The sequence below is a fragment of the Collinsella ihumii genome, from assembly GCF_900046475.1.
Lineage (GTDB): Bacteria > Actinomycetota > Coriobacteriia > Coriobacteriales > Coriobacteriaceae > Collinsella > Collinsella ihumii.
The window spans coordinates 339,754-359,075 of the sequence record NZ_FCOU01000012.1 but is presented as its reverse complement, the minus strand read 5'-3'; the positions used below and the strand labels follow the sequence as shown (position 1 = coordinate 359,075).

At 66.7% G+C, this 19,322-nt stretch carries 19 protein-coding genes; 6 read left to right on the top strand and 13 right to left on the bottom strand.

What is annotated here, in order from left to right:
- Positions 1 to 3: 3 nt before the first annotated feature.
- On the top strand, positions 4 to 2,067 hold the full coding sequence (locus BN3789_RS10710; RefSeq protein ID WP_066834226.1) for a YhgE/Pip domain-containing protein: 2,064 nt from the start codon (positions 4 to 6) through the stop codon (positions 2,065 to 2,067).
- Positions 2,068 to 2,153: 86 nt separating this feature from the next.
- Here the strand turns inward: BN3789_RS10710 and BN3789_RS10705 are convergent, their stop codons facing one another.
- The 3 genes from BN3789_RS10705 to BN3789_RS13065 form a co-directional block, all read right to left on the bottom strand.
- Positions 2,154 to 2,987: an MBL fold metallo-hydrolase gene (locus BN3789_RS10705; RefSeq protein ID WP_066834224.1), complete on the bottom strand. Its 834-nt coding sequence runs from the start codon at positions 2,985 to 2,987 to the stop codon at positions 2,154 to 2,156.
- 101 nt (positions 2,988 to 3,088) lie between these two features.
- Positions 3,089 to 3,304 carry a GNAT family N-acetyltransferase gene (locus tag BN3789_RS13070; protein WP_066834222.1) on the bottom strand — a complete coding sequence of 72 codons (216 nt, stop codon included), beginning with the start codon at positions 3,302 to 3,304 and terminating at the stop codon, positions 3,089 to 3,091.
- 37 nt (positions 3,305 to 3,341) lie between these two features.
- Positions 3,342 to 3,665 (bottom strand): GNAT family N-acetyltransferase, encoded by a 324-nt coding sequence (locus BN3789_RS13065; RefSeq protein WP_066834220.1) that lies wholly within the window; start codon positions 3,663 to 3,665, stop codon positions 3,342 to 3,344.
- Positions 3,666 to 3,780: 115 nt separating this feature from the next.
- On the opposite strand from BN3789_RS13065, the gene BN3789_RS10690 reads away from it, so the two are divergent.
- Complete coding sequence (locus BN3789_RS10690; protein WP_066834218.1) at positions 3,781 to 4,080, top strand: STAS domain-containing protein; 300 nt, start codon at positions 3,781 to 3,783, stop codon at positions 4,078 to 4,080.
- A gap of 48 nt (positions 4,081 to 4,128) precedes the next feature.
- Here BN3789_RS10690 and BN3789_RS10685 read toward each other — a convergent pair whose 3' ends face one another.
- The 4 genes from BN3789_RS10685 to BN3789_RS10670 all read right to left on the bottom strand — a co-directional run bounded on the left by BN3789_RS10685 (position 4,129) and on the right by BN3789_RS10670 (position 10,893).
- Positions 4,129 to 6,309, bottom strand: coding sequence for an NHLP bacteriocin export ABC transporter permease/ATPase subunit (locus tag BN3789_RS10685; RefSeq protein ID WP_066834217.1), 2,181 nt, complete (start codon positions 6,307 to 6,309; stop codon positions 4,129 to 4,131).
- Positions 6,310 to 6,319: 10 nt separating this feature from the next.
- A complete protein-coding gene (locus BN3789_RS10680; protein WP_066834215.1) occupies positions 6,320 to 8,587 on the bottom strand; it encodes an NHLP family bacteriocin export ABC transporter peptidase/permease/ATPase subunit in 2,268 nt (755 codons plus the stop codon).
- Between the two features lie 9 nt (positions 8,588 to 8,596).
- Positions 8,597 to 9,091 (bottom strand): hypothetical protein, encoded by a 495-nt coding sequence (locus BN3789_RS10675; RefSeq protein ID WP_066834212.1) that lies wholly within the window; start codon positions 9,089 to 9,091, stop codon positions 8,597 to 8,599.
- A gap of 161 nt (positions 9,092 to 9,252) precedes the next feature.
- Positions 9,253 to 10,893 (bottom strand): SGNH/GDSL hydrolase family protein, encoded by a 1,641-nt coding sequence (locus BN3789_RS10670; protein ID WP_066834210.1) that lies wholly within the window; start codon positions 10,891 to 10,893, stop codon positions 9,253 to 9,255.
- Positions 10,894 to 11,255: 362 nt separating this feature from the next.
- On the opposite strand from BN3789_RS10670, the gene BN3789_RS10665 reads away from it, so the two are divergent.
- A complete protein-coding gene (locus BN3789_RS10665; protein ID WP_079989295.1) occupies positions 11,256 to 11,774 on the top strand; it encodes a pyridoxamine 5'-phosphate oxidase family protein in 519 nt (172 codons plus the stop codon).
- A gap of 122 nt (positions 11,775 to 11,896) precedes the next feature.
- Here the strand turns inward: BN3789_RS10665 and rpmE are convergent, their stop codons facing one another.
- Both rpmE and BN3789_RS10655 read right to left on the bottom strand, forming a co-directional pair.
- Entirely contained in the window at positions 11,897 to 12,325 is a 429-nt protein-coding gene (gene rpmE, locus BN3789_RS10660) for a 50S ribosomal protein L31 (RefSeq protein ID WP_066834208.1), read from the bottom strand.
- A gap of 157 nt (positions 12,326 to 12,482) precedes the next feature.
- On the bottom strand, positions 12,483 to 12,779 hold the full coding sequence (locus BN3789_RS10655) for a hypothetical protein (RefSeq protein ID WP_066834206.1): 297 nt from the start codon (positions 12,777 to 12,779) through the stop codon (positions 12,483 to 12,485).
- Between the two features lie 154 nt (positions 12,780 to 12,933).
- Here BN3789_RS10655 and BN3789_RS10650 point away from each other — a divergent pair, with 154 nt between their 5' ends.
- Positions 12,934 to 13,221: an ACT domain-containing protein gene (locus BN3789_RS10650; RefSeq protein WP_066834204.1), complete on the top strand. Its 288-nt coding sequence runs from the start codon at positions 12,934 to 12,936 to the stop codon at positions 13,219 to 13,221.
- Between the two features lie 47 nt (positions 13,222 to 13,268).
- Positions 13,269 to 14,108, top strand: coding sequence for an HAD family hydrolase (locus BN3789_RS10645; protein ID WP_066834202.1), 840 nt, complete (start codon positions 13,269 to 13,271; stop codon positions 14,106 to 14,108).
- Between the two features lie 78 nt (positions 14,109 to 14,186).
- Here BN3789_RS10645 and BN3789_RS10640 read toward each other — a convergent pair whose 3' ends face one another.
- From BN3789_RS10640 to BN3789_RS10625, 4 genes are all read right to left on the bottom strand, one after another.
- Positions 14,187 to 14,981, bottom strand: coding sequence for a Cof-type HAD-IIB family hydrolase (locus BN3789_RS10640; protein ID WP_066834199.1), 795 nt, complete (start codon positions 14,979 to 14,981; stop codon positions 14,187 to 14,189).
- Positions 14,982 to 15,159: 178 nt separating this feature from the next.
- Positions 15,160 to 16,314, bottom strand: coding sequence for an iron-containing alcohol dehydrogenase (locus BN3789_RS10635; protein ID WP_066834192.1), 1,155 nt, complete (start codon positions 16,312 to 16,314; stop codon positions 15,160 to 15,162).
- A gap of 3 nt (positions 16,315 to 16,317) precedes the next feature.
- Complete coding sequence (locus tag BN3789_RS10630; RefSeq protein ID WP_066834189.1) at positions 16,318 to 17,382, bottom strand: zinc-dependent alcohol dehydrogenase; 1,065 nt, start codon at positions 17,380 to 17,382, stop codon at positions 16,318 to 16,320.
- Between the two features lie 63 nt (positions 17,383 to 17,445).
- On the bottom strand, positions 17,446 to 18,294 hold the full coding sequence (locus BN3789_RS10625; RefSeq protein ID WP_187119143.1) for a class II fructose-bisphosphate aldolase: 849 nt from the start codon (positions 18,292 to 18,294) through the stop codon (positions 17,446 to 17,448).
- A 191-nt stretch (positions 18,295 to 18,485) separates the two neighbouring features.
- Between BN3789_RS10625 and BN3789_RS10620 the strand changes: the two genes are divergently transcribed.
- Positions 18,486 to 19,241 carry a DeoR/GlpR family DNA-binding transcription regulator gene (locus BN3789_RS10620; RefSeq protein WP_066834187.1) on the top strand — a complete coding sequence of 252 codons (756 nt, stop codon included), beginning with the start codon at positions 18,486 to 18,488 and terminating at the stop codon, positions 19,239 to 19,241.
- The last annotated feature ends 81 nt before the right edge of the window (positions 19,242 to 19,322 follow it).

The following is a 19,322-nucleotide window of genomic DNA, read 5'->3' as shown; positions in this document are numbered from 1 at the left end:
TCCATGAACCGCATCTGGGCATTCATCCGTCGCGACGCGCGCCACGCCTACGCGAACGCCATCAGCATCGTCGTCATGGTCGGCATCATCACGGTCCCTTCGTTCTACGCATGGTTCAACATCGCCGGAAGCTGGGACCCCTATGGCGAGACAAGCAACCTCAAGGTCGCCGTCGCCAACGACGATGCGGGCTTTGAGGGCGAGCTCGTCCCCGTCAAGCTCAACCTCGGCGACCGCGTGGTGTCCGAGCTGACCGAATCGACGTCGATCGGCTACACGCCCACCACGCATGACGAGGCGATCGAGGGGGTCCGCTCGGGCGCCTACTACGCCGCGGTGATCATCCCGGAGGACTTCTCGACATGCCTGCTGAGCGGGCTTTCGAGCGATCCGCGCCAAGCCGAGGTGCCGTTCTATCAGAACCAGAAGGCCAACGCCATCGCCCAGATCGTCACGAACAAGGCGTCGGCCGCCGTGCAGCAGGACATCGACAGTGGGTTCGCCGAGGCCGTGACCGACGTGGGCGCCGGCGCGCTCGAGGAGCTGAGCGGTCTTTTGGACGACGACCAGCTGGCCGGCGCCGCCGCCAACCTCGAAGGAGCGCTCGGCGGCGCGTCCCAGACCCTCAGGGAGACGGCCGGCATCGCCCGGTCGTTCTCCTCCCTCGCCGGCTCCTCGCAGGCGCTGCTCGACACCAGCGTCGTGACGCTCGACGCGGCGAGCGCCCCCAACCGCGAGCTTGAGGATGCGCTCGTCGAGAGCGCGGACGGCCTGCGCGGTCTGGACGCCGCGATCGATGACGCCGTCGGCGCCGTGGACGGTGCGCTCGCCGGCAGCACCTCGGGTCTCGACGACGTGGGCGCCGCCATCGACGCGGCCTTCGACACCGCCTCCGGCCAGGCGAACGAACTCTCCGGAGCGCTCGGTGAGATCGACGGGAGCGTGCGGGCGCGCATCGATGCGCTGCGCAAGCTGTCGGACAGCCTGAACGGACAGGATACGCTCGTGAAACGCTACGAGGACCGCTTCCAGGTGGGTTCCGTCGAATTCAGCCGCGTCCACGAGATCCGCGTGACCATCGAGGGCATAAACGAGCGCGTTCAGCAAGCGATCGCCGAGCTCGAGGAGCTGTCGAGCGGCCTGCAGCAGACCTCGCAGGACATCGAGCGCTCCCTGACCGACGCCGGCACCGCGCGCGGCGAGCTCGCGCAGCTCGTCGACGACGGCGCGGGGCTTGCCGACGCCCGCACGGCGCTCGATACGGCGGCAGGCGAGCTCGAGGACCGCGCATCCGCGCTCGACCAGCTGTCCGGGCGCATCGGGGACGCCCTCGCATCCTCGGACATGGACAGCCTGCGCTCTATCCTCTTGACCTCGCCGGCCGAGCTCGGCTCGTTCGTGGCGTCCCCCGTCACGGTCGAGCGCCATGCCGTGTACCCGGTTGAGAACAACGGCTCCGCGATGGCCCCGTTCTACACGACGCTCTCCATCTGGATCGGCGGCGTCGTGCTCGCCGCGCTCGTGAAGGCGACGCCCAGCGAGGCCGCCCTCCGCGAGACCGGCTGCACGCTCACGCAGTCCTATCTGGGCAGGTTCGCCCTGTTCGCCGGGACCGGCATAGCGCAGGCGCTTCTGATCTGCGGAGGCGACCTGTGCTATCTGGGCGTCCAGTGCGCCCATCCCGTTCTGTTCCTGCTCGCGGGATGCGTCGCGTCGCTCGTGTTCGTCAACATCATCTTCGCGCTCACCACCTCGTTCGGCGATGTGGGCAAGGCGATCGCCGTCGTCCTCATGGTCCTGCAGGTCGCCGGTGCCGGCGGCACGTTCCCGCCCCAGATGCTGCCTGCAGCGTTCCAGGCGATCTTCCCCTGGCTTCCGTTCGTGCACGCCGAGGGGGCCATGAGGGCGGCCATGTTCGGGATGTACGGCGCCGATTTCTGGATCGAGCTGGGGCTGCTCGCGCTGTACCTGGCACCCGCGCTGCTACTGGGCCTCGTCGCCCGTCGTCCGGTCATCCGCGTGAACGAGAAGCTCGAGCACGCGCTCGAATCGACCCGCATCATGTAGGCGTGCGGACCGGGACCGCGCCCGAGCCCCTCGATTCCACCTGCCTCGCGCATGGCCCGGCTCCACCGCAGGCAGCCGACCGCACCTTACAGCTCGACCGACGACCCGGTGTAGAGGTAGCGGATGCGCTCGCCCAACTCATCGCGGAGGATGCTGTAGGCATCGAGCCCCGTGCAGTGAAACGTCGCATACCGCGTCGGCCTGCGCGCGAGCTCGCGCGCCATCTCGCGCACCGACGACGCATCCGGCACGCCTCCCGCGCTCGGCGCCGTGAGGTGGAAGCCGGCAATCACCGTATCGATCGGCGCGCCCGCCAGCGTCTCGGCGCGGTCCATGATGTTCAAGATGCCCGCATGGGAGCACCCCGAGACCAGCAGGTAGCGATCGCCTTCATGGACGAGCAGGCTCTGCTCGTGGACAAAGGGGTCCGGCACGAGCCCCGCATCGCGCCGCTCAAGCAGCCTGCCGTTCGACGAGGGCCTCGGCCATGCGCCCCCGACACCCGAGAACAGCATCATGCCGCGTCCAAGCAGACGCATATCATCGGTCGGAACCAGGCGCGGGCACGCGTCGAGCGAAGCGTCGAGCCCGATGTCGTGATGGTGCTCGGCCGTCCCCGAAACGTGCTCGGCGAACGCGCCGCGTCGCACGTAGATGGGCGTCTCCACCTGCGCGGCCTCGCTCGCTTCCAGATACGCGCGCAGGCCTCCCCCGTGGTCGTAGTGCCCGTGCGAGATGACGGCGCAGTCGACATGCACGGCATCGACGCCCAGCGCCCGCGCGTTGTCGAGAAAGCTGCCGTCGGGCCCCATATCGAACAGCACGCGCGCCCCGTTGGCCTCCAACAGCAGGCTCAGCCCGTGCTTTGCCACAAACCGACTCGAGGGCGTGGCGTTTTCCAGCAGTACCGTGATCTTCATGGCATCCTCTCCCCAAACCCCTGGTAGACACACGAGTGCAAACTAAAGGTACGTCCCCAATTTGCAAAAATGCAAATTGGGGACGTACCTTTAGTTTGCACTTACTCGGGAGCGGACTCGTGGGCGAGGTGGCGGAGGGTGTCGCCCGCGATCCGATAGACCGTCCACTCGTCCATGGCCTCGGCGCCCAAAGACCGGTAAAACCCGATGCTCGACTCGTTCCAGTCAAGGCACCACCACTCGAGCCTGCCGCACCCGCGCTCGCATGCGATGCGCGCCAGGCGCGCCAGCAGCAGCCGCTCGTTGTAGGCCTTCACGTCCCAGACCTGCGGGACCGGGACGAAGAGGTTGCGCCTAGCGAGACGGACAGCCTCGTTCTCTTATACACACATAGATGTGTATAAAGGACACCACGTACAGGTCTTCGAGGTACAGGCCGCGCCTGCCCAGAAACGTCGAGAAGTTGTGGAAGAACAGCGCGAACCCGACCGGCTGCCTGTCGACCTCGGCGATCAGAACCTGTGCCCCGCCCTCGTCGAACAACTCACGCTCGAGCGTCTCCACGTCGGCGACCACCTGGTCTTCAAGCTTCTCATAGCGCGCGAGCTCGATGATGAATTCGAGCACGAGCGGCGTGTCCTCGCGCTCGGCGAAGCGAAACCGCACCGGTGTATCCATGGCTCCCCCTTTTCATACGAAAACGTTTCAGCCCCATCATACCCGTCCCCTGTGGCCTACAATGGGAACTTGAGCTCACGGCGCGTCCGCGCCGCAACCGAAAGGATCCGAAGACATGAACGTTACGTGCGCTGAACAGGACGGCATCCTGACGTTTTCCCTCGAGGGGCGACTCGACACCACGACGAGCCCGAAGCTGCACGAGGAGCTGATTCCCGCCATCGACGGCACCCATGACGTGGTGCTCGACTTCTCCCACCTCGAGTACGTGAGCTCCGCGGGCCTGCGCGTGCTGCTCGCCGCCCAGAAGCAGAGCGCCGCGCGCGGCACGAGCCTCACGCTCACCGGCGTGAACGACGAGATCATGGAGATCTTCGAGATGACGGGCTTCATCGATATCCTCACGATCGAGTAGCCCCGAGTCCCATGGCGGGGCCGAACCCCGCGCGGGCGCAAACCGCGTCTACGCCTCGACGCGCTGCCTGCTCACGAGGTCGGCGAAGTACGGGCAGGTCTCCAGCAGCTCATCGTAGGTGCCGTCTGCCACGATCCCGCCCTGCCGCATGACCAGGATGCGGTCGCAGTGCCGGATCGTCGACAGGCGATGCGCGATGACGACGCGCGTGCTGCGCAGGCTGTCGAGCGAGTCGGACACGATCTTTTGTGTCACGTTGTCCAGCGCGCTGGTCGCCTCGTCGAAAAACAGGATCTTCGGCTTCGGCGCGATGGCGCGCGCGATCATGAGCCGCTGGCGCTGGCCGCCCGAGATGCCGCCGCTGCCCTCGGAGATGATGGTGTGCATCCCCATCGGCATGGCGCGGATATCGTCGGCGATGCCCGCCATCTCGGCCGCCTCCCACGCATCGTCCAGCGTCAGCTGGGGTGCGGAGATGACGATGTTCGAGAAGATGTCCCCCTGGAACAGCTTGCCGTCCTGCATCACCACGCCGATATGGCGACGCAGGGAGCGCAGGTCGATCTTGTCGATATCGCGCCCGTCGAAGTAGATGGCGCCCTTGCGCGGCTTCTCGAATCCGAGCATCAGGCGCATGAGCGTCGACTTGCCGCAACCGGTCTCGCCGACCACCGCGACGTATTGGCCCGGACGGATGCGTAGCGACAGGTTGTGGATGATGTCGGGACCGCCCTCGGTGTAGCGGAAGCTCACCCGGGACAGCTCGATGGAGCCGGACAGGCGCGTCACCACGCGCTTGCCCTCGGACACCTCGGGCACCTCCTTGAGCACCGGCTCGACCATCTCAAGCAACGGCTGGATCTGCGCCACCACCAGCGCGAGCGACGCGAGCTGGGCCACGCCGCCCGACACCATGCCGTACGACGAGCTGAACGCCATGTAGTCGGCGACCGCGATGCCCGCCGTCGCAGCTACATGGTAGATCACGATGTTGCCCGCAAGCGTGATGGCGGCCGTGAGCGCCGGGCCGACGACGGCGACCCTGGGCAGCCCGTACTGGCAGCTCGCCTGCTTGCGATACCCGTCGGCCCAATGGGCGAAGGCGCGCCGCTCGGCACCGGCGAGGCGAATCTTCTGGATGCCGCCGATCAGCGCCAGCACCACGCTCGAGTTCTTGGCCGAATACTGCAGCTGGCGGCGCGCAAAGGAGGCCTTGACGAGGCCTGACACCACGACGATCGCGATGTTCACCAAGGTCACGATAAGCGACGGCAGCACGAGCTGCGGGGCGAACCCGATGGCCTGGACAAGGTACGCCAGCGAGAACACCGAGCTCAAGCCGACCGTCAGCACCATGTCGGACAGCACCGTGCAGACCTGGCGCACGCCCTGCACGCGGCTCGCGAGGTCACCGGAGCCGTAGCGCTTGAAAAACGACGCGGGCAGCGACAGGACGCGCGCCATGACCGCCGCCTCGATCGAGACGGAAAGGCGCGTCTGCATGCGCGCGAGCACCGCGCTGCGCACGATGTTGATGAGCGAGGAGGACAGCACCATGCCCACGAGCAGCACGAGCGTCGACATCAGCGCCGTCGAGGCGCCGACGGGGATTACGCTGCCGTAGAGGAACTGCGTGATGATCGGCGTGACGAATCCGAGCAGCGTCGAGGCGCCCGTGGCCACGAGGATCATGGCGTAGTCGGCGGGCGTGAACGAGTCGAGGGCGAAGCGTGCCAGATCGGCCACGCCGAGCTCGCGCAGCGGCAGGGGCCGGTAGAAGCAGATGGCCTCGCGCTGCAGTCTTTTCGCGCTTGCGGCGTCGACGTCCACCGTGCGCTGCTCGCCCCAGTCGAAATACCGGTAGCCCGCGTTCCCGTGCGGGATGAGCGCCACCGGCGAGCCATCCTCTAAAAAGCCGAGGTAGGGACCGGAGGCGTTCCTATACCAGCCGCCCTCGAGCTCGACCGTGCGCCGCATGATGCCCGACGGCCGGCACAGGTACTCGATCTGGTCGTCGATGCCGCCCGGATGCGCGGGCAGCTCGCCTGCAGGCGCATGGAAGAACTTGAGGATCTCGCCGATGGCGTTGGTGGCCTTCTCCTGCTCGTTCAGCGTCTTGGCGGCGGCCTTCTCGCCCATGATGACCGAGGCGAGGTCGGCGAAGGAGTCGGAGAAGCGCTTCTCGTCGTTGCGCTTGCGCTGCTTGATCTGCTCGTCGTACAGTCCCATCTTCGCCCCCCTACTCGCTCGTGACCAGCGTGGTGTACAGCCCGCCCGCGCGGTACAGCTCCTCGTGCGTCCCGCGCTCGACGACGTGGCCGCGATCGAGCACGATGATCTCGTCGCAGTCGCGAATCGTCGACAGGCGGTGCGCCACGACGATGGTCGTGATGCCGCGGTCGCGCACCGAGCGCATGACCTCGTATTCGGTCTTGGCGTCGAGCGCGCTGGTGGCCTCGTCCATGATGATGAGGGTCGGATCCTGCGCGAGCACGCGTGCGATCTCCAGGCGCTGGCGCTGGCCGCCGGAGAAGTCGCGGCCGCCCTCGAGGATCTTGTAGCTGTAGCCGCCGTCGCGCTCCATGATCGCATCGTGGATATGGGCGTCGCGCGCCGCCATGATCATCTCGAAGTCCTCGATCGAGCTGTCCCACATCTTGATGTTGTTGGCGATGGTGTCCTCGAACAGCACGATATCCTGATCGACCACGGCGAGCGACCCGGTCAGGACCTCGCGCATATATGCCTCGCGCGGTTTGCCGTCGAACAGGATCGCGCCCTCCCAAGGCTCGTACAGGCCCGAGATGAGCTTGGCGAGCGTCGACTTGCCGCAGCCTGAGGGGCCGACGAACGCCACGCTGCCGCCCGGCTTGAGGTCCAGGCTGAAGTCCTCGATGAGCGGGGCGGCGAGGCGCGAGTAGCCGAAGGTCACGTGCTCCATGGTAAGGCGACCGGACAGCTTGTCGAAGGAGAGTCCCTCCGCGTCGGATGCCGCGGCGGATGCGGGGCCGGATCCAGCCTGCGCAAGGTCGCGCGCGTCCCCCGAGGTCACGGATGTCTTCGGCGCGCCGCCCGACACGCGGACGTCGTGCACCGAGCGCTCTCCCGGCTCGGGGTCGACCGCCACCGGATAGTCCATCACGTCCTCGATGCGCTCCATGTTCGTGCGCATCTCCTGCAGGCTCTGCGCCGTCGCGATGAGGCTTTGGCACGGTGCCAGGAAGGAGGCCAAAAAGCCCTGGAACGCCATGAGCGCGCCGGGCGTGAACTCGCCCGACATGATCAGCGCGCAGCCCATCACGAGGACCACGGCATTGGCGATGCCCTGGACGAGGGTCGGGATCTCGCCCAGAAGCTGGTTCACGCGATGGACGTGCACCTCGGAGGAGTTCACCGACGCCTGATAGCCGGCCCAGCGCGCAAAGAAGCCGTTCTCGGCGCCCGACGACTTGATGGACTCGATCATCTCGATGCCCGCCACGGTCGTGCTCGCCAGCTTTCCCTCGTCGCGCATCTGCACGCGCGTGATGTTCGTGCGCTTGTTCGAGACGATGCGCGCGACCGCGGCGTTGATGACGGTCGTCGCCAGACCCACAACCGTCAGGACCACGCTGTAGCGCAGCATGACGACCAGGTAGAACACGAGCATGATGAGGTTCAGCGCCGCCGGGGCCACAGCGGAGATGAGCGTAGAGGCGATCGTCGCGTTGGTCGCCTGGCGCGACGCGATGTCGCCCGCCATGCGCTGCGAGAAGAACTCCATGGGCAGGCGCAGCACGTGCCACATGAAGGTCGCGTTGCCCACGATGGCGAACTTGCCCTCGATGCGCTCCATGCAGACGGCCCGCACGATGCTCACCGCCGCCTGGACCACCACGACGCCCGCCATGAGCGCCAGCAGCGGATAGAGCCAGTCGGGGTTGTCGCCCGTGAGGATGCGGTCGGTGAAGACGCGCGAGAACACCGAGGTCATGATGCCCGTCGCGGTGACGAACAGCGTCGTTGCGATGACGATGGCGAACGCCGGCGCCGAACCGCGCAGGCGCTCGCGCGCGAACCCGAGCACGCTGTGGGGCTTGCCGCCGGGCTCGAACGCCGACCCGGGCTTCATCATGAGGCAGATGCCTGTGAACGCCTGGTCGAACTCCTCCATGGTCACCGTCACGCTGCCGCGCGCCGGATCGGCGAGCACCGCGCGGTCGCCCTTGAAGCCGCACAGCACGACGAAGTGGTTGAAGTTCCAGTGGAGGATGCAGGGGAACTGCCCGTGCTCGCGCAGCGCCACAGGCTCGAAGCGATAGCCCTTGGCCTCGAGCCCGTAGGCCCGCGCGGCCTTGAGCAGGTTCGCGGCGTTCGAGCCGTCGCGCGAGACGCCGCAGTCGAGCCTCACCTGCTCGAGCGGGACCCATTTCCTGTAGTATGCGAGCACCATGGCCAGGCTGGCGGCGCCGCATTCGAGCGCTTCCATCTGCATGATGATGGGCACGCGCGCGATCGTGTTCGCCATGGCCCTCCCCTAGCTGCTCAGCAAAAACGATATGGGGCTCACCGAGCCCGTCGTAATGTAGACCTGGTAGAGGTGCCCTGGCTCGAGCGCCCCGTCGACATCGATCTGAACCGGGATGCTCCAGTCGGACGTGACCACGCTGTCGCGGGCGTAGTCGCTCGTCAGGCTCTGCGAGACCTCCTCGACGGAAAGCGGCAGGTCGTCCACCGCGGTGACGGCGCCGTGCTCGCCGGTCGAGAGCTCCACCGTCATGCCGGGGGCCACGTCCGCGGCGTCCTCGGTCGACAGGTAGCATGTGAGCCCGCCGCCGTCCTCCACGGCCACGGCCTCCACCCTCGTGGGCACCGTGCCCGCAACGGACCAGATGAACACCGCCACGACAAAGGCCGCGGCGGCGGCCAAGGCGATCCATACGCTCGGCTGGGACACCTTGATGTAATCGTTGAGCTGCTCTGGGGAAGAAATGCGCTTGAGGCTCTTTTCCCTGAAGAGGCTTGACGCCATGTACCCGCACCTCCGCACCGATACCCGATAGCCGACACAATGGGATAAGCATACCGCGCATCCGCCGCGCACCGAAGGCGCCGGGCGAGACGCGCCCTAAAATCGCCGAGACCCGCCTCGCGGGGCATCATGCCGTGCGAAGCGGGTCGGTCGGCGCATCCCTATATCCTCAGCACCTGGCTCAGGGCGCTCCAGAGGACCTCCTGCCCCAGGTGGTTGGGATGCGTGCCGTCGGTATAAAAGGCCTCCAGCGGCAACCCCTCGGCAGAGGCGACGTAGCGGTACGCATCGTAGAGCGATCCGAATGCCCAGCCGTGCTCGGAGCACAGCGACCTCAGCGTGCTCGAGACCTCGGCGAGCGAGAAGTTGTAGGTCTCGCGCACGACCGGCATGCTCGACAGCACGATCATGCGGCCCTGGTAGCGCTCCGCCACGCGCGTGAGCAGCTCCTCGGCATACCTGCGGAAATCCGCCAGCGTCTCGGTGCGGTCGTACGCCCCGCGATCGTTGGTGCCCAAGATGACGATGGCCGCGTCCTCATCGCCCAGCGCGTCCTCGCCCAAGCGGTTGAAGAAGTTCATGCTGCCCTTGCCGCTCACGCTTGCGTTCACCATGGTCGCGCCGCGGGCGGCAAGCGCCGAGCGCAGGCGGTTCGCCGCGCAGTCGACCGACGCGGACGGCTCGTAATACGACTCGCCGTCGAGGGAGAACAGGAGGTTCTCGGAGCCCGGGACGAACCCGGGAGCCCCCAGGCCGGCCATGATGCTGTCGCCGAGGATGCGCACCGAGTCCACCCCCTCGGAGCTCAGCAGCGTGTCGAGGGGCAGCGCGGACGCGAACCCGGCGGGGATCGTCGTGGAGGGGCGCTGCTGGCCGCCAGCGAGCGCGCCGGTATAGGGGTCGAAGCGGTACCAGGTCTGGCCGATCAGGCAATCCCCGTGGACCATGGTTCCTGCGGGCCACGAGTAGTACACGGTCTTGTTCTGGGACGCGAGGTAGTGCCAGCCGTACGTCACCGCGCCCGTCACCTCGTCGAGGTAGTACCAGCTGCCGTCGATACCCTGCTCGCCGTAGAGCATCTTTCCGGTGGTGTAGTCGTAGAACACCCACTTCTGGCTCTGCTCGATATAGCGAAAACCTTTGGCCATCTCACCGGTTATCGGATCGAGGTAATACCAGCCGCCGTAGCGGAAGTCCTCCCCCTTGACCATGTGGCCCTCGCCGTCGTAGCGCACCCACTTGCCGCGGGAGCGGTCCTCGTTGGACACCGGGATGTAGACGTCCTTGTCGCGGGCCATCGTACCGTCGGCGTCGAACCAGTACCAGGCGTTGCTCCCGGGGTCGTAGACCTGCTTGTCGCGGGCCATGACGCCGTCGTCGTACCAGTAGCGCTCGCCCGCCCATACCGACCAGCCGGTGCCTCCCGCAGGAGCCTCGGGTCCGGTCTGGTCGGGGTTATCGGGGTTGTCAGGGGTCTCGGGCGTATCCGGATCCTCGGGATCATCCGGATCATCCGCGTCTCCCGGCGCGTCAGGGTTCTCGGGATCGGCCGTATCGGAGCCACCGTCGGTGTCGGGGTCTTCGGAGCCGGGCAGCTCCGCGTCGGCGTCGCCAGCGGAATCGTCGCCTGCCGGCAGGTCGTCGGCGGCATCTTCCGCATCTGCGGGCGCGGGCGCGCCGATCGCCGGAGCCGTCTCATCGGCGGCGAACGCGGAAACGGGCACGAGGGCCCCGGTCGCGCAGAGCATCAGGCCGCAGGTAACCGCGAGGCTCGCTCGCAGGGAAAGGAATCGAACAGACATATGTCCCCTTGTCGTGTGGATTACCAAGCCTCCATTATAGTTGCTTTCGAATAAGGCGGCCGAGCGGCGGCATGAGCTCGACGCGTTCCCCAGAACACCCACGCTGCGAACACGCGATAGCGCGACCACGTAGTATCGGGAAAGGTCAGCCAAGGTGGGTCAATGACACAAACTGGGCAATTTGGCACGCTAACAGCTTCTGCTGGCCCCCTTTAGCGTGCCAAACTGCCCAGTTTGTGTCATTGACCCCCTGGCGCCTTCACGAAGGGGCCGCGCGATCCATCCCGCACTCGGAGCGTCTCACTCCAACAACGAAGCGCTACCATGGAGTAATCGTGCTCCGCGACAACCAGGGAGGAACCATGCGCCCCATGCGACTCGGCAAACGCGCCGTCACCGACCCCGCGCAGATACGCGCCATCATCGAGGCGTGCCAGGTGTTGCGCCTCGGCGTCGTCGATGCGGAAGGGATGTTCATCGTCCCGGTGAACTTCGGCTATGTGTGGGAGGCCGATCAGGCGCTCCCCTGCTTCTACCTGCACTCCGCGCGCGAAGGCCGCAAGGCGGACGCGTTTTATGCGGGCGGGGACCGCGGGGTGCCCGTCGCGTTCGAGCTCGACTGCGACCGGGGCAACATCGTCGGCGACTACAGCTGCGCATACTCGCGTTCCTATGCAAGCATCATGGGAAACGGCACCGTCCGCGCGGTCGAGGACGAGACCGAGCGCCGGTGCGCCCTCGAGCGCATCATGGAGCACGCCGCCCCGGGCGTCGCCGCATCGTTTTCGCCGGAGGGGCTCGCGCGGGTCGCCATCTTCCGTCTCGACGCGAACGAGCTCACCGCCAAGGAACGCAAACAAAAGGAGAACCGCGAGCCATAGGAGTGCAAATCGGGGACGTACCTTCCGCGTGCACTTGTGCACGCGGAAGGTACGTCCCCGATTTGCAAAAAAGGGTCCCGCTTGGCGGGACCCTTTTCAGCTCGAAGCTTGTGCAGCAGATGCTACTCGACAGCGGCCTCAGTGGCCTCGGCCTCGGCAGCGGTCTCCTCGGCGGGAGCCTCAGCAGGGGCCTTGGCAGCCTCGGCGGCAGCCTTCTTCTCGAACTCGGCGGCACGCTTGGCCTTGGCAGCGGCCTTGGCCTCACGCTCAGCAGCGCGCTTGGCCTGCTCCTCCTCGGCCTTCTTGGCACGGGCGGCCTTCTTGGCGGCCTCGCGCTCGAGAGCGGCCTGGGCGGCGCCACCGAACTTGTCGGCGAAGCGCTGAACGCGTCCGCCGGTGTCGACGAACTTCTGCTGGCCCGTGTAGAACGGGTGGCACTCATTGCAGAGCTCGACGACGATCTCGGACTTGGTCGAGCGGGTCTTGAAGGTGTTGCCGCAGCTGCAGCGCACCGTGCACTCGACGTACTCCGGATGGATTCCAGACTTCATGGCAGGGCTCCTCTTCTTCGTTGTCCTGGTTACCAATCAGGACATAAGGGGTGTCTTGGTTTCCGACCAAGACAAAACAGCCTGCCTAGAATACCACATCCGCATCATGGCCACAAAAGGCACACGCAACGCTGCATGCAGGCGCGCGGACCGCACGTCAGCCCCGCCGTCCCGCCCGCGCGAGCGCCGCCGCATCGAGAGCGAGGACGATGACGCCCAGCACGACCGAGCAGAGCACGAACGCATCGGCCGTGTCGAGAATCGCCGCGAGGTCACCCGTCTCGGCCTCGCACTTGAAGTACACGACCGTCAGGGCAACCGAGGCCAGCGCCGCGGCAAAGCTCGCGAGCACGCATGCCCGCGTCCCCCTCTGCAGGATTGCGCCCGCGGCGGCGAGCGCGACCGCGAGCACGCCCAGGACAATCTGCGCCAATGAAATCCCGGCCGTCTCCATGGCCCCTCCCATCGCTCGACTACCTATCATCCTACCTAGCACCCCCATACGCTTCGTCACAATGTCTCGCACACATTGCCCGCCGTGCGCGCACGCGTTGCCGGCAATCGGTACAATGGGGTCGCATATTCACCGCATAAGAGAAGGGTCCCCCATGGCCGAGACCGCATCCAACCGCATCGTCATCACCGTGCTGGGCAAGAACCGTCCGGGCATCGTCGCCGGCGTCACGCGCGTCCTGGGCGAGGCGAACGTCGACATCCGCGACATCACCCAGTCCATCCTCGACGACATCTTCACCATGACCATGCTTGCCGACATCTCCGCCTCCAAGCTCGACTTCCACGAGCTGCAGGGCGCGCTCACCGAGGCCGGCGAGCTCTCGGGCGTCACCGTGACCGTCCAGCGCGAGGACGTCTTCAACTTCATGTACCGCCTGTAGAGCCAAAAGGTCCGCGCGGCCCCCGCGCGCCTTACGAAAGAGACGCCATGATTGTGTTTTCCGACATGGATGGAACGTTCCTCACGAGCACCAAGGCCGTGAGCGCACGCTCCCTGGAAGCGCTCGACGCGCTTGCCGCGCGCGGCATCGAGTTCGTCCCCTGCACGGGGCGCGCGCTCGTGGGCATTCCGCCCGAGGTGCTCGGCCACCCGGCGGTGCACTATGCCATCAGCTCGAACGGAGCGGTCGTCAGCAGGCTCGACCCCGAGAACAAGACTGCGGACGCGGCCACCGCGCTGCGCCTGGTCCCCCTGGCGCCCGAGAGCGCCCTTGCGGTCTGGGACATCGCGCGCGACCACGACGTGACGTTCGACATCTTCGCCGACGGCCACAGCTACCTGCGCTGCGACCTGTACGACCGCATGGCGGAGTTCGTCCCGGACCCGAGCACGCTCGCATCCATGCGCTGGAACCGCACGCCGGTCGACGAGGAACCCGAGCAGACGATCGCGCGCGTCGACGCGCTCGAGCGCCTCGCCATGTACTGGTACGACCCGAGCGACCGTGACGCCATCGTCGAGGCGCTCCGCCATGTCGACAACATCACCGTGACCCGCTCCTACCCCATGAACATCGAGGTCATGGACAAGGACGCGTCCAAGGCGGCGTCGATGGCGTGGCTGTGCGAGCAGCTAGGCATGAGCGCTGCCGATGCCGTCGCGTTCGGCGACAACTTCAACGACATGAGCATGATCGAGCTTGCGGGTCTCGGCGTGGCCGTCGCGAACGCCGAGACCGAGGTGCGCGAGGCGGCGGACATGTGCTGCGCGAGCAACGACGAGGACGGCGTGGCCAGCGTCATCCTCGAACGCCTCGGCCTCAGCTAGGAAGACGCCGATCGATTGCTTTCGCGCAGGCGCCCGGCACGGGGCCGACCGGCACGAAAGGAGCCGGTCGGCGCTTTTCTAGTCCAGCTCCTCCAGCACGCGGCGCAGCTCCGCCTGCACGGCATGGTCGCGGTTGCAGCCGACCACGCGATCCGCCACGGCGCGCAGAGCGGGGCGGCCGTTCGCCATCGCGCAGCCGCATCCGACGAGACGGATGATCTCGTAGTCGTTCATGGAGTCGCCGAAGGCCATGACCTCCTCGGGCGCGATGCCGTAATGGTCCATGAGCTGCGCGATGCCGGTCGCCTTCGACACGCCCGCCTGCATGGCGTCGATCCACGCATTGCCCGAAGGCGCGAACACGAACTCGTCGCCCAGCTCGCGCGACAGCACGTACGCGTAATCCATCACCGCGCCGTCGTCGCAAAACACGCTCGCCTTGATGATGTTGACCTCGGCGCTCGGCAGCTCCCAGATCCGCTCGACGTTTGGAAGGTCCTTGTCGACCTCGCGCACGAACTTGCCCTCGTCGTCGAGCAGGTAGGACTTCGTGCGGTCGAACAGCGCCAGGTGCAGGTTGTCGAACATGCCGACGGTGCGCGCCAGCCTTTTTATGGCCAGGTGCGAATAGACCTCGCGGTCGACGAGCTCGCCTTCCGCATACACCTGCGCGCCGTTGGACGCGACGAAATCCATCAGGTCGACCACGGGCTCGAAGAACTCGCACAGGCGGTCGTAGCGACGGCCCGAGGAGGCTGCGAAGCGCACGCCCTTCTCGCGCAGCGCGCGGATGAGGTCATAGGTCTCGGGCGGCACCTGGCTGCGCTCGTCGAGCAGCGTGCCGTCCATATCGGATGCGATGAGTTTGATCATAGGGGCATTCCCTTCATTTCCTATCTTTTTGCACACTGTGGGGCTTCCTACCCAAAAACAGCCCGGACCTAACAGGGATCCGGGCTGTCTGACCATACCTTTACGTCTCCATGACACGCGCGTGGCGCGCGCAGCGGCGCCGGACCGGCTGCGCTCGCGCCGAGGACGCCACGGGCGCCTATGCGCTGATAAGGCGATCGTAGATGGCCTCGAGGTCTGCCGCGCAAAGCGGCTTGATGGTGTTGGAGGGGCTGCCGCTCGCAATGGCGTCGGCCGCCATCTTGGGGATCTGCGCCCGAAACGCGGCTTCATCGATGCCGTGCTCGCGCAGCGTCGGGATCCGCAGCTCCTCGAGCAGGCCCTGCAGCGCGTCGAGCAGCTCCAGGGCGGCCGCCCGATCGTCCTCGGCGCGGCTCACGCCGGCATCGCGCGCGACGGCGGCGAACTGCGGATAGGCCCCGTCGACCACGAAGCGCAGGCACTCGAGCACGATCATGGCGTTCGACAGGCCGTGCGGCACATGGAACAGCGCGCCGATGGGCCGGCTCATGCCGTGCACGATCGTGACGCTGGCGTTCGAGAAGGCGATGCCCGCCTCCGTCGCGGCGATGGCCATCTGCTCGCGCGCCCCCACGTTCGCCCCATCGCGCCAGCACGCCGGCAGGTTCGCGAAGATGCGCCTGATGGCGGAGACCGAGAAGGTGTAGCTCATCGGCTGCATCCTTCTCGACGTCGCCGCCTCGAGCGCATGGCACAGCGCGTCCACGCCCGCGTTGGCGGTGACGTCGGCCGGCGCCGTGAGCGTGAAGCGCGGGTCCACGATGGCGACGTCCGGCATGACCGAGGAACCGGCGAGCAGCATCTTCACGTCATCACGCGTGTTGCTGATGATGGTGAACCGCGTCACCTCCGACCCGGTTCCCGCCGTGGTGGGAATCGCCACGAGCGGCGGCCGGTCGCAGGCGATCTCGGCGCCCATCTGGTCGTCGACATCCGCGTCGAGGGCGACCATGCAGGCGATGGCCTTCATGGCGTCGATGGGGCTGCCGCCGCCGAGCCCGATGTACATGTCGCACGGCCAGACGCGGGCGCGCTCGACCCCGCGCGCGACCATCTCGTCGGTCGGCTCGCCGGTGATCTCGCTGAACGCCTCGCACGAGATGCCGACCGAGGCGAGCGCGCTTATCAGCACCTCGAGATTGCCGAGCGATACCATCAGCGGGTCGCATACCACGAAGGCGCGCGTGCCGAACGACCGCAGCACCTCAAGCGACGCCTCGAGCGCGCCCTCTCCCGTCACGATGCGGCCGGGCACGGTGAATTGATGGGCCATCTGTCACTCCTTCCCCATGATGACGGCGGTGCGGTAGCCGCCGGGCTGCACGGCGTGCTCGAAGGCCGCCGTGATGTCGTCGAACGGGTAGCGGGCGCTCACGAGCGTCGACACGTCGATGATGCCCTCGCCCAGAAGCCGGCACGACTCCTTGAAGTCGACGTAGTCGGCCATGAGGGTCCCGTAGAGCTCCATCTTGCCGTAATGGATCTTGTTCACATCGACGCCGACCTCGGGCGCGGGGTAGCCCGCCGCGAAGAAGAGCACCTTGCCGTGGAACTTCTTGAGCATGGCGAAGGCCTGCTGGTCGGCGAGCGTGAGGCCCACGGCGATCACGACGCTGTCGGCCCCGCGCCCGCCGGTGCGGCGGCGGACCTCCTCCACGGCGTCGCACGCCGAGCCGTCGACCACCTCGAGCCCGAGCCGCTCGGCCACGCCGACCTTCTCGGGACTCACCTCGGTCACGATGACGCGCGCACCGCTGCGCGCCGCCACGAGCGCGTTCAGCACGCCCATGGTGCCCGCGCCGATCACGACGATCGTCTCGCCCTCGTGCGGGTCGATCTTGCGCAGGCCGTTCATCACCGTCGCGAGCGGCTCCAAGAAGCCCGCCTCGGGAGCCGGGATGCGATGCGCGAACTTGTAGATGGACTCCTGCGACTGCACGACATACTCGGCGCAGCCCTCGTAGCGTCCAAAGTAACCGTCGTCCCACTGCGTGTCGTAGGACTTCACGCCCGGCGCCTCCGAGGTGCGGCCCGCGCGGGCCTCGTCCGAATAGGGGTCGTACTCGTGCGAGCCGCCCACGAAATCGCCGGGCTCGATGCCGCGCACCGCCTCGCCGACCTGGAGCACCTCGCCCGCCCATTCATGGCCGAACGTCATGGGCAGCGGGCGGTTTGTCCGCTTGCCGCTCCACAGGCCGAATTCCGAGGTGCACAGATTGCACGACAGGATCTTGACGAGCACGTCATGCGGAGCGAGGTCGCGCAGGCGGCGCGTGACGATCCGGGCGTCGCGGACGCCTGCGATGATGGCCGCGCGGGTCTCGGTGACGATGGGTTTCATGGTCTCCCCTTTCTGCCGCCGCGACCTCACGCCCGGCGGCACACAACGGTTGCGAAGGCGGTATCAGATCCTGCCGGCCGAATCGAACAGCCTGATGTAGTGCATGAGCTTCTGCTGATAGCCGTCACGGCAGCTGTCCTCCATGACCTGGGCGGGTTTCTTCTTGACGCTCGCCTGCGCGCGCTCGGCGAGCTCGCGCTCGAGCGCATCGAACCACGCTTCGCCCAGCTCGGTGTACAGGTTCACCTTCTGCACGCCCGTCTTCACGGCGCGGCGCAGGTTGTCGTCGCCGGTGCCCGAGCCGCCGTGCAGCACGAGTGGGATATCGAGCATGCCGCTCAGGGTCTCGAGCAGGTCGAACTCGAGATGCGGCGTGCCCTTGTAGGTGCCGTGCGACGTGCCCACGGCGACCGCGAGGCAGTCGACGCCCGTACGCTCGACGAACGCCGATGCCTCCTCGGGGCGCGTGAGGCCGGCGTCGCGGGTCTGCTCGTACTCCGCCCCCACGCCGACATGCCCGAGTTCCGCCTCGACCGAGACGCCGACGGCATGGGCGATACGCACGACCTCCGCGGTCTGGGCGACGTTCTCCTCGAACGGAAGCGTCGAGCGGTCGACCATAACGGAGCTGTACCCCGCGCGGATGGCGCGCATGATGTGCTCGAACGGCCCGCCGTGATCGAGGTTGAGCGCCCAGGGGATCCTGGGGTGGCGCGCCCCGACGAAGCGCACGATCTCGCCGGTCACCTCGATATCCATGGCAAAGCCCACGTCGAGGATGATGGGCGCGTCGAGCTCCTCGGCCGCGCGAAACGCCGCCTTGACGCTCTCCTCGTTGTACACGTTGGGCGCCGCGACGGCATATCCGCCCCGCTTCGCCTCGATGAGCAGATCCCGCATCGGCTCGAGCATGACAATCAGTCCCCCTCTGATCGCTGAGAGCTGTATGACACTTTAGAATTTATATCTGTTTAGCGACTGTAGCAAGTGTTTATAGCACCTTTCTCAAACTTGAATTGTAGTTTCTAAAATCTTTTCTGAAAAACGAGGCGAATGTGCGGAAGGTCTTTTAGAATTTCAATGAGAACCGAAAGGACACGCCCATGATGAACGAACGCCGCGAGGCCATCGTGCGCCTGGTCAACAACCAGGGCAGCGCCACCATCACGCAGCTGAAGGACGCCTTCCCCGAGGTGTCGGAGATGACCATCCGCAACGACATCAAGGCGCTCGACGCCGAGCACCGCCTCGTGCGCATCTACGGCGGCGTGCGCTCCATCGAGACCGCGGTCGGCGCGGACGGCCTCATCGACCTGCGCCGCAGCAGAAACGTCGCGGCAAAAGGCGCCATCGCCCGCAAGGCGGCGGGGCTCATCGCGGCGAACACGCACGTCTACCTCGACTCGGGCAGCACGGTCGCCGCGCTTGCCGCGAGCCTTCCCGACGTGCAGCTCCAGGTGTTCACCTGCGGCATCTACAACGTGCTGGAACTCGGCAAGTACAGCTACATCAAGACGATCGTCCCCGGAGGCGCGCTCAACCGCTTCAACATGTGCCTGCACGGGAGCCGAGCGGTGCGCGAGGTCTCGCGCATGCATTTCGACCAGGTGTTCATCGGCGCCTCCGGCTACACCCCGGACTCCGGGTTCACCTGCGGCTCCGACGAGGAGGCCGAGCTCAAGCGGGTCGCCATCGCGCGCGCCGACACGCGGATCATGCTGCTCGACTCGAGCAAGGTCGACCGCACATCGACGTTCACGTTCTGCGATATCAGCGACCTCGACGTCATCGTGACCGAAGGGGACCTGCCGGACGAGCTGAAGATGCGCTGCGAGAAAGCCGGCGTGCGCATCCTGTAGGCCGCAAGCAGGCTGCGGGCACTCCGCGCGCAAACAAATCGGGCGGCCGTGCGGCCGCCCGAAATCATGATCTGCAGGCTG

Bases quoted from the DNA above. Each gene is read 5' to 3' on its own strand.
- BN3789_RS10710 (WP_066834226.1), top strand. From the start codon at position 4: ATGAACCGCATCTGGGCATTCATCCGTCGCGACGCGCGCCACGCCTAC.
- BN3789_RS10705 (WP_066834224.1), bottom strand. From the start codon at position 2,987: ATGAAGATCACGGTACTGCTGGAAAACGCCACGCCCTCGAGTCGGTTT.
- BN3789_RS13065 (WP_066834220.1), bottom strand. From the start codon at position 3,665: ATGGATACACCGGTGCGGTTTCGCTTCGCCGAGCGCGAGGACACGCCG.
- BN3789_RS10690 (WP_066834218.1), top strand. From the start codon at position 3,781: ATGAACGTTACGTGCGCTGAACAGGACGGCATCCTGACGTTTTCCCTC.
- BN3789_RS10685 (WP_066834217.1), bottom strand. From the start codon at position 6,309: ATGGGACTGTACGACGAGCAGATCAAGCAGCGCAAGCGCAACGACGAG.
- BN3789_RS10680 (WP_066834215.1), bottom strand. From the start codon at position 8,587: ATGGCGAACACGATCGCGCGCGTGCCCATCATCATGCAGATGGAAGCG.
- BN3789_RS10675 (WP_066834212.1), bottom strand. From the start codon at position 9,091: ATGGCGTCAAGCCTCTTCAGGGAAAAGAGCCTCAAGCGCATTTCTTCC.
- BN3789_RS10670 (WP_066834210.1), bottom strand. From the start codon at position 10,893: ATGTCTGTTCGATTCCTTTCCCTGCGAGCGAGCCTCGCGGTTACCTGC.
- BN3789_RS10665 (WP_079989295.1), top strand. From the start codon at position 11,256: ATGCGCCCCATGCGACTCGGCAAACGCGCCGTCACCGACCCCGCGCAG.
- rpmE (WP_066834208.1), bottom strand. From the start codon at position 12,325: ATGAAGTCTGGAATCCATCCGGAGTACGTCGAGTGCACGGTGCGCTGC.
- BN3789_RS10655 (WP_066834206.1), bottom strand. From the start codon at position 12,779: ATGGAGACGGCCGGGATTTCATTGGCGCAGATTGTCCTGGGCGTGCTC.
- BN3789_RS10650 (WP_066834204.1), top strand. From the start codon at position 12,934: ATGGCCGAGACCGCATCCAACCGCATCGTCATCACCGTGCTGGGCAAG.
- BN3789_RS10645 (WP_066834202.1), top strand. From the start codon at position 13,269: ATGATTGTGTTTTCCGACATGGATGGAACGTTCCTCACGAGCACCAAG.
- BN3789_RS10640 (WP_066834199.1), bottom strand. From the start codon at position 14,981: ATGATCAAACTCATCGCATCCGATATGGACGGCACGCTGCTCGACGAG.
- BN3789_RS10635 (WP_066834192.1), bottom strand. From the start codon at position 16,314: ATGGCCCATCAATTCACCGTGCCCGGCCGCATCGTGACGGGAGAGGGC.
- BN3789_RS10630 (WP_066834189.1), bottom strand. From the start codon at position 17,382: ATGAAACCCATCGTCACCGAGACCCGCGCGGCCATCATCGCAGGCGTC.
- BN3789_RS10625 (WP_187119143.1), bottom strand. From the start codon at position 18,294: ATGCTCGAGCCGATGCGGGATCTGCTCATCGAGGCGAAGCGGGGCGGA.
- BN3789_RS10620 (WP_066834187.1), top strand. From the start codon at position 18,486: ATGATGAACGAACGCCGCGAGGCCATCGTGCGCCTGGTCAACAACCAG.